The 12,187-nt window shown below is 32.2% G+C and carries 13 protein-coding genes and 2 pseudogenes; 13 read left to right on the top strand and 2 right to left on the bottom strand.

From position 1 onward, the window contains the following. Nucleotides 1–724, top strand: a 724-nt coding sequence (locus tag CRI88_RS23145) for an RHS repeat-associated core domain-containing protein (protein ID WP_180957834.1), incomplete at its 5' end; no start/stop codon positions are given. Between the two features lie 13 nt (nucleotides 725–737). Then, nucleotides 738–1,412: a hypothetical protein gene (locus CRI88_RS21065; RefSeq protein WP_058844150.1), complete on the top strand. Its 675-nt coding sequence runs from the start codon at nucleotides 738–740 to the stop codon at nucleotides 1,410–1,412. 437 nt (nucleotides 1,413–1,849) lie between these two features. Here CRI88_RS21065 and CRI88_RS23065 read toward each other — a convergent pair. Further along, a pseudogene (locus tag CRI88_RS23065) lies at nucleotides 1,850–2,067 on the bottom strand (IS3 family transposase); the annotation flags it as partial. A 152-nt stretch (nucleotides 2,068–2,219) separates the two neighbouring features. Between CRI88_RS23065 and CRI88_RS21060 the strand changes: the two are divergent. From CRI88_RS21060 to CRI88_RS21030, 6 genes and pseudogenes are all read left to right on the top strand, one after another. Beyond that, entirely contained in the window at nucleotides 2,220–2,645 is a 426-nt protein-coding gene (locus CRI88_RS21060; protein WP_058844151.1) for a hypothetical protein, read from the top strand. Nucleotides 2,646–3,288: 643 nt separating this feature from the next. Continuing rightward, the gene (locus CRI88_RS21050; protein WP_058844153.1) at nucleotides 3,289–3,867 is read left to right on the top strand and encodes an Imm43 family immunity protein; all 579 of its coding nucleotides are present in this window, start codon (nucleotides 3,289–3,291) and stop codon (nucleotides 3,865–3,867) included. A gap of 235 nt (nucleotides 3,868–4,102) precedes the next feature. Next, a pseudogene (locus CRI88_RS21045) lies at nucleotides 4,103–4,404 on the top strand (contact-dependent growth inhibition system immunity protein). Nucleotides 4,405–4,812: 408 nt separating this feature from the next. Then, nucleotides 4,813–5,163, top strand: coding sequence for a hypothetical protein (locus CRI88_RS21040; protein ID WP_058844001.1), 351 nt, complete (start codon nucleotides 4,813–4,815; stop codon nucleotides 5,161–5,163). Between the two features lie 468 nt (nucleotides 5,164–5,631). Further along, nucleotides 5,632–5,940, top strand: coding sequence for a hypothetical protein (locus tag CRI88_RS21035; protein WP_058844002.1), 309 nt, complete (start codon nucleotides 5,632–5,634; stop codon nucleotides 5,938–5,940). Nucleotides 5,941–6,292: 352 nt separating this feature from the next. Beyond that, a complete protein-coding gene (locus CRI88_RS21030; protein ID WP_231745023.1) occupies nucleotides 6,293–6,700 on the top strand; it encodes an SMI1/KNR4 family protein in 408 nt (135 codons plus the stop codon). 461 nt (nucleotides 6,701–7,161) lie between these two features. Here CRI88_RS21030 and CRI88_RS22615 read toward each other — a convergent pair whose 3' ends face one another. Beyond that, nucleotides 7,162–7,320 carry a hypothetical protein gene (locus CRI88_RS22615; RefSeq protein WP_180957833.1) on the bottom strand — a complete coding sequence of 53 codons (159 nt, stop codon included), beginning with the start codon at nucleotides 7,318–7,320 and terminating at the stop codon, nucleotides 7,162–7,164. Between the two features lie 74 nt (nucleotides 7,321–7,394). Here CRI88_RS22615 and CRI88_RS21020 point away from each other — a divergent pair, with 74 nt between their 5' ends. The 5 genes from CRI88_RS21020 to CRI88_RS20995 all read left to right on the top strand — a co-directional run bounded on the left by CRI88_RS21020 (nucleotide 7,395) and on the right by CRI88_RS20995 (nucleotide 11,998). Beyond that, nucleotides 7,395–8,201: an SMI1/KNR4 family protein gene (locus CRI88_RS21020; RefSeq protein WP_058844005.1), complete on the top strand. Its 807-nt coding sequence runs from the start codon at nucleotides 7,395–7,397 to the stop codon at nucleotides 8,199–8,201. Between the two features lie 482 nt (nucleotides 8,202–8,683). Next, a complete protein-coding gene (locus CRI88_RS21015) occupies nucleotides 8,684–9,169 on the top strand; it encodes a CdiA family toxin C-terminal domain-containing protein (RefSeq protein ID WP_058844006.1) in 486 nt (161 codons plus the stop codon). A gap of 25 nt (nucleotides 9,170–9,194) precedes the next feature. After that, nucleotides 9,195–9,587 carry a ribonuclease toxin immunity protein CdiI gene (gene cdiI, locus CRI88_RS21010; RefSeq protein WP_058844007.1) on the top strand — a complete coding sequence of 131 codons (393 nt, stop codon included), beginning with the start codon at nucleotides 9,195–9,197 and terminating at the stop codon, nucleotides 9,585–9,587. Nucleotides 9,588–10,628: 1,041 nt separating this feature from the next. Then, a complete protein-coding gene (locus CRI88_RS21000; RefSeq protein WP_058844009.1) occupies nucleotides 10,629–11,570 on the top strand; it encodes an ADP-ribosylglycohydrolase family protein in 942 nt (313 codons plus the stop codon). A gap of 35 nt (nucleotides 11,571–11,605) precedes the next feature. Then, nucleotides 11,606–11,998, top strand: a complete 393-nt coding sequence (locus tag CRI88_RS20995; RefSeq protein WP_058844010.1) for an SMI1/KNR4 family protein — start codon at nucleotides 11,606–11,608, stop codon at nucleotides 11,996–11,998. Nucleotides 11,999–12,187 lie beyond the last annotated feature (189 nt).

Below are 12,187 nucleotides of genomic sequence, written 5' to 3'. Positions count from 1 at the left end.
GGGTCATTACAGTATTATTAGTGATTATCTTGGAACACCTGTTGAAGCCTATGATGAGCAAGGTCATAAGGTTTGGTCGGCTGAGTTTGATGTTTATGGACGAATGAAAGAATTTACAGGTGAGAAAGATTTCATTCCATTCCGTTATCAAGGGCAGTATGAAGATGTAGAAATTGGATTGTATTATAATCGATTCCGATACTACGATCCGGTGCAAGGGAATTATACCCAAATTGACCCGATTGGACTTGCAGGTGGGAATCCTACCTTGTATGCGTATGTGAGTGATCCGAGTATATGGATAGACCCGCTAGGTTTAAGTTGTAAAAGACCAGGCGGATACAAAACTAATGACGTTGATGCACATAAAAATCTCTCTCCTCAGAAAAATAGAGCCCCAGGGCATGCTAACAAATCGGCTGATAGTTTGGTTCAATCACATCATTTTATCCAGCAGGAATGGGTAAGACAAAATTTAAAAGGTGCTAGTAAAATAAATAGAAATTCACCAGCAATATTAGTAAGGTCATCGAGTGGACAACCACACGCACAAATTAGTAGATTGCAAAATCTAAGGAGAGCTAATTCAGGGTATAATAATTCATTAAAATCAGAATTTAATATTGCTTATAGAGAAATGGTACAAGCGGGTGTATCCAAAAAGCATATTCAAAGGCTTGCAAAAGAAGCTTATAAATACTTTAATGGACTAGGTCACATTTAATTGGAGGAAATCAATGATTTTAAATTTTAAGTCGTTACCTTTAATCGTTAGAACAGAGAGAAACATTGATGCAAATGAAATCAATATCAGTTTTCAAACTAATATACCTTCGAGAATGATTGAATTTTGGAAATATTTCGAGGAAGTTACATTTGAAAACGGAATTAATATTTATGGTTTTGACATTGCAGTGGAAAGGAACAGGTTGTATGAAGTAAGTGTTTACGCACCTGATTATATTTTGATAGGGGATGACGGTGGGGGACAAGGAGTGTTTTTAAAAAAGAATAGCGACCAACTAAACGTATTCTATCAAGATTTGGGTGCATTGTCGTCGTCTTTTTATTCTTTAGATATTGAATTATTTAGTTGGCTTGAAAATAATCCAGTTATAGATGAAGAAGATTTTCCCTCAGACGAACTGGATTTGATAGATGAGGTAAAAGTGTATGTTGTCAGAATACCAAATGATGCAAACAAGTTTATTATGGAAATAAGAAAATGTTTTAATTTAAAACTTTCTATTATCGATATTAGAGAAAAGCTGAATAGTTTACCTTTTTTGGTTATACAAGATATCACACTTATGAAGTATGGCAAAGTAATTGAAAGTTTAAATCAAAAATACAATTGTTTAGAGGTTCTCAATTCAAAGAATGTAATTTTAATTAGTCCAGTAAAAAATTAGGTAAATATCTAAATACCCTTCCTAAAGTTTTTGAGTTATGTTCAGGGAGCCGACGTAATAAAAAGATTAAGAAGTAGTTAATCAAAAAATTATGTTATTAAAATTAATACTTTAATTTAGTAAATTTATTGCAAAATATATGTAAGGAACGAACGATAAGCCCCTTCCTTCAATAAAATATCCAGCTTGTAAACGATTGGGGCAATTTTATAAAATATTTTATGTTAGTCAATGATGGGCAAATTTCCCCGTCTATTTAGCAATGTTTTATTATTTCGATTCGAAAATTGAAATTATTGATGTAAACAAGCTTTAAAACGGTCTGTATTATATTGAATTAGTCGATAGTGGTTTTTAGTTGAGTAAGCAAAGCAAAAGAATAGTAAATAGCCTCTTGGTAATGAAGTGACCTCGAAATGTTAGACAGAGTTATTTCATTAGGCAGAGGTTTGGGCATGAGTTCGATATTGTATCGGACTCATGTCTTTTAACGTCGGCCTTAACTCGTTTTGTATTCTAATACGTTATGTATTTTTATAATTCAATTTTAAAATGCGTTATACTTTTAAAAGTATAGAAATTATAACTTTAAAATGCCGAAGAAATTCTCCATAAAGAAATTGTCGTAACAAATCCCTTTACGAGACATACTTTGTTAAATAACTCTCGATTGAAGCGGATGGGTGAATTCCATTTGGGCGACTAAAGAAAATTTAGGGAATATTAATTTAAATAAACGATTTAGCACTAAAACAGCCGGTAGGACAATTGAAATTCGTTGCCCTTAGGTAAAGAAATGGAGGCATTATGAAAACCAAATTTATAGATACAACAATTGGTGTAATAGATGCTAGAGATGCGTTGATTTTAAAAAAGTTCAATATGGATCGATTTCCAAGCCAAGTTGAAATTTCATTAAATTTAGCAACAGAGTTGGCATCAAATATTTCGACAGAAGAACGATACATTGATATTTCTTTCATTTTTAAAAATGTAGTCAAATTTGGACTTTGTGCTCTTGATTATTTTAATGAAAATATATTGGATACTTGTTTTTGTGAAGTGATTGATTCCGACTTTTTGAATCAGCAAGAGTCACTGGTTGAAAAGGGATATAAGCATTATTTTCTTGAATGTTATGATGAAGTTTTTGAAATTGTTGCTCAAGAATACAATCTTATTTTGCTAGATGGACTTAGAATAGCTGATGGAAAAATGAACAAAAGCAATTGAAGAGAGGTTGAATATAAGGATTTATAGGATTGTACTATAATCGATCCGATACTACGACCCAGAACAAGGGAATTATACTCAAGTTAATCCGATTGGAATTGCAGGTGGGAATCCGACTCTTTATGGGTATGTGCACGATTCAAATATGGAAATTGATTCATTCGGTTTAGCGAGAGCACCTAGTCAAGTCTTGCTGGAAACAGAAAAAGGGCAGGAGATAAACTATCAAGATTTCAAGCTCACCATGTTATTACAACTAATACATAGAAAACACATCAATCCTTCTTTGACTCTATCGGTATGGGGGGATTAAGAGATGAAGCATTTAATGGTATTATGATGCCTAGCAACCCTACCACATTAAAAGGAAGTTCTTTTAGTATGATTCATGATACTAGTCATCTTATGTATAGTGATTTTGTCATGAGTAGGGTGATAGATATTTCCAATAAATATTCTCTTGGTCTAATAAATGAAAAAGAGACTAGGACAGATATTCGCAAATTGCAAAGAATTAAAAAACAAAATACAGAAAGGACATTTTGATACTGTGCAATTTAGGAAAAATCCTAAGTGTCAAAGATTAGGGTGATATAATGAGTTACTATATGATTGTTAAGGATAATATAAAGTCTCCTATTTTTTGGAAGGTTTTATTCACGAATCTTTTGACGAAACAAAATATAATGAGGGAATGGGATACGAATGGAACAAGATTTTTTTCGTAAAACAAGATATGCCAAAAGATTTATGGTTAATTACTAATAATAAAATTGAATTCGACTATTATGAGAGTTTTAATGGTCACATCGTCAGTTGTGATTTTCTTACTTTGATGAATCAAGTAAATACTTTGCAAAAGTATGTTATATCGAATCTCCAAGTAGTTAGTTCTAAAGGGAAATCTAAGGTAAAAAAACCTTATTATTTTATTAAGTACTATAATAGAGAGGATTTTGTTGATTACGAGAAGTCGGAATTTACAAAAAGGAGAGTTCCTGAAAATAAGATTCCTGACTTAAATTATTTGGTTGAAAAATATCAAAAAATTGTATTAAAAGAAAATGATAGAGACGTGTTTTGTTTGAATTACTTAAAATTAGCAAGATATCTATTTTGTTCAGAAAGGTTTAAGCAACTTTGTGAGGAAAGGCATATGAAAGGAATTCGATTTATCGAATTGGAAGATATTCCACATTACTTTTCTTCATATGATCGTTAATATACGGCGTTCCTGATTTTTATTAGAAAATTTTTAAATAGCATGAGTCAAAACCTCCGTACAAATCCTACTTCCAAGGACAATACTAATTATGAGTTCAAAAGGATTTTGTATAGGTTCAGAAGTAATGAGCATTTGGAGTAGGGATAAAAGCGCTTTTTATACTAAAAAAAGATAAAGGAAGTAGTTTTATTCTTACAGGATACCCAGAAAAATAAGAAAGCAGGGAATTTAAATGGGTGAGAGTTATGATTTTATAGAGGAATTAGAAGATTTTTTAGGTGGGACATTCCACCAAGATATCAATTCTCCTGAACAAGCATTAAATGAGTTTATAAAAGAAGCTAGTAAAGTATGTTTGCTGTTTACAATAAAATATTGTGAAGATTTTTTAAATAGTCAATTAACACAACAAGAAAAGGAAAAAATCATTCAAAATAATGTAGAAATTTATTTGCTCTACTAATTGAACTAACGCCACTACAGTGGTTAATTCAATTAGTAGAGCAAATAAAAGAAGTGGTGAAAACAAAATAGAATTATGTGAATAGAAAACCTTGGTTGCCTTAATACGTTTGTATTGTAATCCATTACATACTTTTCTTATTCTTTTTTAATGCTCCACACTCTCAAATTCTTTTAAGATATAGAAACTCTGATTCTGTGATGCTAATTATTCAATTCAGGAGCATATTGATGATGAGAAATTGAATACCCAATATATATCAACTATGAAAAAGCAACATACTGCTGAGTTTTATGCATGGCCAAATCTTAAAAGAGGAAAGATGACTTCAAGTACACTAATTGCTATTATACTGATATGTTAGATTCTAAAAGGGCTTTGATGTATCTAATGGGATTGATCCTGTTTTAGAGATCCAGCGTATAAGTTTGCTACGAAAGATGCTGAGGTACTTATACTATAAAGGATGGTGTCTTTAAATGATGAAAATAGATTATCGAAGTGAAATTGACAAAATTAGAAGTTCTTTAAAGAACTACTACAATAAGCAATTCAAAAGTGAAGAGGAAGGTTACATTGAAAACAAAAAGATCAAAGAACAAATAAAAAAATTAATAATTCAAGTTTATAATGATCGTACTCTGTCTAAAACAGATAGAGGGTATTTAGTAAAAGAAGGGGTAGAACTTCTGGCAAACAATACAGGTTGTGCAGAAGACGTAGAGATTGCTGAAGATATTCTCGATAGTCTTTTTTATGATATGAAAATACTAAGTCAGGAAGATATTGATAATTTTTACGAGCAATATTTATGCAAAAGATGGGAGTAAGGACTGGATCATTCTCAAAAAAGTAGACACCAGTTTAGAAAAGTAAAAACGAGGCCTAGGTACAAAAAGAGAATAAACTCGTTATGATATGAAAAGTCATGGTGAGTCTTTCCTATAAAACAGCATGACAAATAGAAGGTTCGGACCAGCCCGCATTGGAACTAGAAATAATATGGCTCAGACCTCTTTCTCATAAAGCAACGAATTTCGCTCCGTGTATAGTTGATATTATTCACACGGATTTCTACCTAACAATACTTATTTTGAGAAATATGTTGATTGTTTTTGGTTTATAGACATGTAAGATATCTGCACCAAACTTGTGATCAATCTGGTCTTCTGTTATCTAGGAGTTATGATTAATCTACCACGGGTTATTATGTTCCGTATACTTTTTCAGCTAAGAATTTCTAGTGGAGGGCATGTTCCTTCTACAGCAATTAAGCCATGTCGTTAAAGGAGAACGTTATGAATAAGAATGAAGCTTTAAATTGTGTTTATGAAAATATTCTAGGAGAACATCCAATTTTAATACAATTAAGAAATGGTGAAGGATTGAACGAAGATAAATATAGTGAATTAATTACAGCAATGAAAAGATTAATAGTCGAATATAAAAGTTTAGAAGTCACTCCTAAAAAACTTGCATTATCTTTTGTTGATATTAGTAATTATTTCTATTTAAATGAAGATAAATATTCTTTAGATAAACAAAACAGAATTGAAGACGCAGTTCAAGAAATTTCTCAATTGGCTAATGAATTATTTGACTGTTAAAAGAAGTTTAAATAAAGAATTCAATAGAAATCGTTTAACTAGCACATGTTTCACTTATCATTACAATGTTTAGAGTCAGGAAACAGCACAGATTAAAACAAAAACACAGTATTATAGCCCTTTCTATGGGAACTAGTTTTAAATAGACAAACTTTAATTAATGGATTGTTTTATATCTACAACAAGTGCTTTTTAGGCAAGATGACATTTTACATACAGGAATGGATTAGTGACTAAATAATCGATAATGACACGCTTGTGGCGATAAACATATGATAGTACAAATAGTAGATGTAGGATAAGGAGGAGATTTTGTATAAACTATTTTAAAAGTAGTAATATAGAGGATTTCTTGACATCCTTAGAGCAGGACTCTTATCCAATGAAACCCTGCAGTAAGGATGATATATTAAAATTAGTAAAATTCTCTCCTACTCGAACACTTCCTAAAACTTATTTGGATTTTATGAATAAAGCTGGGAATGGAATTGAATTTTTAGGTGGTACGGATTATTCCATGAAGTATATTTTTGATTTAAAAGAGTGGGCTATTGAACTTTTGGAGGAAAACAACTACACAAAAAAGCTTACAGATAATCAGTTTATATTTATGATGCATCAAGGATATATGTTCTGGTTTTTTGATTTAAATGATGGGGACGAGCCAGCGGTATATTGTTATGATGAAAGTGTAGAATTAGATGATTTTAACAAGGTCAGTGATACTTTATCAGATTTTTTATTTTCCCTATATAATTGATAGAAGAGTCTAGATAACATAATGATTTTAACTTAACTTTTATATGATAATTTCAGAAAAGCTTATTTCTACTTGAATGCTAAAAAGGAATAAGCTTTTTGTATTTCTGTTATAACTGCTGCAGTTGATATGAAAATGGGAAAGAATCTATAATGGTGTCGGCTCAGAGTTTTGCTTTAATTCGAATAAATAACTCTTGTGATTTAGTTGAGAATATTATTTTCGGTAGGAATAACCTATTGATAAAATATATAGAAAAATTCAATTTACCTATTCAAAGAGTTTAAGCGCAATCAATTTTAGATTTATTTAAGAATTATTCACAATTTTAAATTTGAATTATAGAGCCTGGAGCTCCCGTCTTCATACCCATCAAGAGCTTTAGAGGTTGCTGCAAAAGCATGAAAGGTGATAGGTGAGCTTCATATTAGGGGATGGTAAAAAAGCCTAAAAACCAGTCGTTACTGTAATAACGTACAAAAATAGAATAGAACGGTTTCAGTTGGGTTTTTAGATGAAATAAGTTCTTGAGCAGAAGCAAAAGTGGTAAATGCTGTACATGATAATTCAAGTAAAATAACAGGTATCGATACTGTTTGGCGCTCAGCAAAAATATCCATATGTAGAAAATTCAAAGCAAATGAATCCATGTTTAACATGTAGTGATATAAAAATATAGAGGAGTACATGAAATATGAAAATGCCAATAAAAAGTAATCACATCCCATCTATGGGAGATTGTACAAATCTTTTGGAACGATTGTCAAAATATATATCTAAATTTGATGAGAAATGGGTAGCTGAAATAGAACCTGCAAAAACAGAGGACATAGATACGCTAAAAAATCTAACACAAATTAATAAATATAACTATCATTTTCCTAAAGAATATGAGATTTATTTAAATTATATGGGGCAGGATGATAAGGGTTTACTAAAAATTCAACTTCCGGGATATGCTTCCATTTCTGAGATAATTGATACTTATGAAGGGATACATGAAGAAGAACCAGACACTTTAAGTGATAAATATATACATTTTTTTCAAACTGAATTATTCTATGGTCAACTATCATTTGATTTTACTCAAACTGATAATCCTCAGATTGTTATGACTAATGAGGATAGCCAGTTTGTAAGTTATTTTGCAGATAACTTTGAAAAATTCTTATTTCAATGTGCCTTTAGTAAATACGAAAGATTAAATTATGATAAGAGTATAATCTTTGCTGGATCACCTAACATGCTTAAAGAAGCAATAAAGAGAAACAATGAATCGGATGTTTTTGACATAATTGAAAAATTTTCAAAAACATATGATTTCCAAAGAGCATGGTTTAGTGACCTGACCCATCACATAGGTTTTAAAGACGGCATTAGCTTTTACATTGAAAATAGAGATAATTCTTTGTGTGGGTTTGTAGCAGGTGATTTAGATAAACAAATCGACAATATTGGCGAAACTTTACTAGCTGAATTAAATGTTAATAAAAAGAATTAAAGTTTTCAACGAGCGTATCATGAAATACTACTATGCTTGAAGTAGACAACCGATCCGTTTAACAGTAAGCGGTATATGCAGAACAATGCGTTACTACAATATATTGAAACATGAACTGATTCATCACATTATACGGATGTTCTTCTCATTTATACAACCACGCCACAATGTGAATAACCGCTCGTGTGGTGGTTGCTCTTTTTTACCTACCCGTAATATCTCAAATAACATAAACCTATAAGCGGAGGCTGATTAAAAAGGCCCCACTCATTGCCGAATCAGTCATTTATTCAACCACTAACACATCTACCCATGTAATAACTTTGTGAAATGTTCTATTATAGGATATGTTGGTTTTTGGATTTTTGAAACAGTAGCCCAGTAAACTATCATAGAATAGCACCAATAGTAAACCTGTTGCGAATAAGGGTACGGTAAAAGATGTTACTTTTAAAAAGGGTTATGATACACATTTAACCGAAGTGGAGGGTTTTAAAGCAAAACCGAATATTGGAATAAAGGGTGGTCACAATCTTGAGAACTTTGAACAATTTATTTTAGATAACTTTGGTAATCAAGTTAAGGATATTAATCAAGCTGTTACTAAAACGTCTCATCCTGATATTTCAGGAATTTATGAGGTAAAATATAAGCTTCCTGTTTATGATGGATTGAGTAAAGAAAATGGTGGAAAAGGTAAATTTACTGGACAATGGAAAGAGTATAAGAATCCTAAGACAGTATATGACCCAAAGGTTTTTTCTGATGAACAGATATTAAAGTTGGGTAGGGAAGCAATGGAAGAAGGCATTCAAAATGGTAGAGTAAGAATTGACTCTCGGCCAAATGCTATTTCTGATGAGATTATTGGATATGCCGAAGTTGATGGTAAAAAATTGCAATTCATAGGTTATAAAAATAAAGTTACCGGGGAAATAAGTAATTTCTTCCCTGTAATTCCAAAATAATAAAAGAAAGGTATGTTTAATAAATATGGATGATGAAATTTATTATGTGAAAGATACACAAGAAAAAATTGAAAATATGGAGGCTTATTACAGGACTTTAGGTAATGGATATTTTTTAGAGGCACTTAATGAGTTTAAAAATGGCAAAGGATTTGGTATTGGTTATACTAGTTGTTATTTTGCAACTGAATGCACTCCTAATGATGAAGAGTACTTTGGAGATACTGGAGTGAATTTTACAACAACTCTTCCAGTAACTAGTACTGAAGTATATTCAATTGTGGATTATGAGATGTTTTTCGAGTATTTACTTAAAGTAGCTCAGGAATACCTATCCATATATCCTCAGAATAAATTAATTGTTGTGGAGAACTTAACTCAAATTCAAAAGAGATTCGGTATTGAAATAAAGAAGTAAACAAAGGTTAAACATTGAAAATAAGAAGTATAAATTAACTTTGATAAGAAGCTTTAGAATCAATGAAATCGACTCTAGGGTTACAGCTCATAACAGATGAGTAGAAAGAGAAATTAGAATTTGTTAATAAGATAAAACCATGCCCTACTCAAAATCAACATGTTATGAAGGCAGTGCCATCATGAGTGTTACCCAATAATAAAAAGCATGAGAAATAAGCGAGATGACATTTTACATGGTGAGGGTATATGGGGCTGGGAATAGTTAATAACGAATGATACTGACTAAGCTCGTGGCGATAAATACAAGGTATAATATGACAGAGTCATTTAAAACTTGTTTACGGTTAAAGATTCCTTGAATTTGAATTAATAACTCATGAAGGCTAGACCATCAAGGAGTGCTTTTTTGCATGTTTAGATACGTAAATTGAAAAGATTACGATTATTAATTAGTGTACTAAGTGTTAAATTTTATATAAGTACTAGCATACAAGGAGAAGAACATGCGATGGAAATAGAGGTTTCGATAGATAAGTTTGTTATAGATTATAAGGATGTACCACATTCGGCATTTTTACGTGTTTATATGGTCGGAGTGCAGAAATATAAAGTGAAAATGAAGATTTATAGGGGAACATATAGCTATGAATTGCACATGCATAAAAGTGACGATGTATACATTCATATATATTTCAAGCACTTTAGAGAAACCTACGTTCCATAACAATTGAAGCAAGGCCAGAGCATTACTCACATTTTAAAGAGATGATAGGTAGACGTGCAAGTCGAGTAGAATTTATGAGCTGTGGTGTAGCAGTGTCATAAGCACTTTTTTTCATATGTTTTTTTGTTAGGAGTGGGATTGTTTCGTATGATCTTTTTGAAAAATAGCAGTTTGAGGTATTAGTATAAACATAAATATTTATGAAAAAATATCAATAGAGTCCACTTTATAGGACAGACGATGGGGGAAGATTCACATCTTCAATTATCGTCTTTTTTGTATTATGTTTGACATAGAAAGGGGAAGTGACATCCGATGGTAGATACAAATTTAAAGGCACGAGTGTTTGCAACATTATATGGTGGGATTATCGGTGATCTAATGGGAGTACCTGTTGAGTTTAAGCAAAGAGGGACTTTCCATGTGCAGGATGTGACCGGGTACGGGACTTACAATCAGCCACCAGGTACTTGGTCTGATGATACTTCTTTAACGTTATGTTTAGTCGAAAATATCATTGAAAAAGGCGATACGAAAACCTTAATGAATAAGTTTGTACGATACATGGAGCAGGGCTATCTTACACCATTTGGAGAAATGTTTGATATAGGCATCACGACTGCTGAAGCCGTTACGAACTATAAAAATGGTGTTTTACCTGAGCATTGTGGGAAAACGGGCGAGTTTGATAATGGCAATGGCACCCTTATGAGGATAGCGCCTATCGTATTTGTGGTGATGAATGAGTTAGATTTTGATAAAAGAAAAGCATGGGTACAACAATATACAGAAATTACGCATGCCCATCCACGTTCAATCGTTGGGTCCATCATTTATATTGAATTGCTATTAAGCTTGTATCGAAATAATACGCTAGAAGCAGCCTTAAAGGAGGTATATTCATTGCTCCAAAGTCATTTACAGGATGATCTGCGAGCGGAGCTAAATGCATATGCAAGGATTTTTGAGGAAAACTTTTTAAAGATTCCAGAGCGTGAGATTAGCTCAAGCGGCTATATTGTCCATTCACTAGAGGCAGCAATCTGGTGTGTAGGTAATTCTACAACGTTTAAAGAGGCTATTCTAAGGGCTGTAAATCTGGGAGAAGATACAGATACCGTTGCAGCCATTACGGGCGCTATTGCGGGTATGTATAAGAATATGGATGAAATTCCACATGAATGGTTGGATAAAATGATTAAGAAAAAAGAGATTGACCACTTAATCATGGCATTTTACGAATTTTGTGCAGCTTAGGTGTAAGCTATTTCAAACGAAAGGATGGTGACGAAATGTACCCACTACATAATAGTGCGGCGGCCAATCTACCTGCTACAGAGCACGAAATTCTACATGTGGAGAAGGGCCTGACTTTCCATCTCCCTCAAGTTTATCGATATGTCTTAAAAGAGATGAATGGTTTATCGTTCACTAACGGCGTGTTAATTTACGGTACAGTAGAATTGCTAGAAAGAAACGAGACTTGGGAAGTAGCAGAATATGCGAAGGGCTATATAGCCATTGGTGATGATGGAGGTGGAATGGTTTTTCTAATGAATAGACAAGGAGAGGATGGTCACGTTTTTGCGGTGGATTGTGGTGATATGAATCCCCAACATGCTACGTTAATCACATCCGATTTAAACAAGTGGCTACAAGATGGCTGTCAGTTAGAAACAATATAGCTATGCAACTATTAGAAGCTTATTCCTACTATTGGGAATAGGCTTTTTATTTGATTTTATGTCTATTTTTGGAGAATTTGATTTGAGAAATATAGCAAAATTATTACATATCCTATTAATTTTTTGTATTTTTTAGAAAATTATGTTGAATTATTGGAGGGAGATAGTATAATGAAAATATAGTTACAT

Origin of the sequence: Lysinibacillus fusiformis, from assembly GCF_002845985.1 — a bacterium.
Lineage (GTDB): Bacteria > Bacillota > Bacilli > Bacillales_A > Planococcaceae > Lysinibacillus > Lysinibacillus fusiformis_D.
The sequence above is the reverse complement of the archived record's forward strand: the minus strand, read 5'-3'. Positions and strand labels throughout refer to the sequence as shown.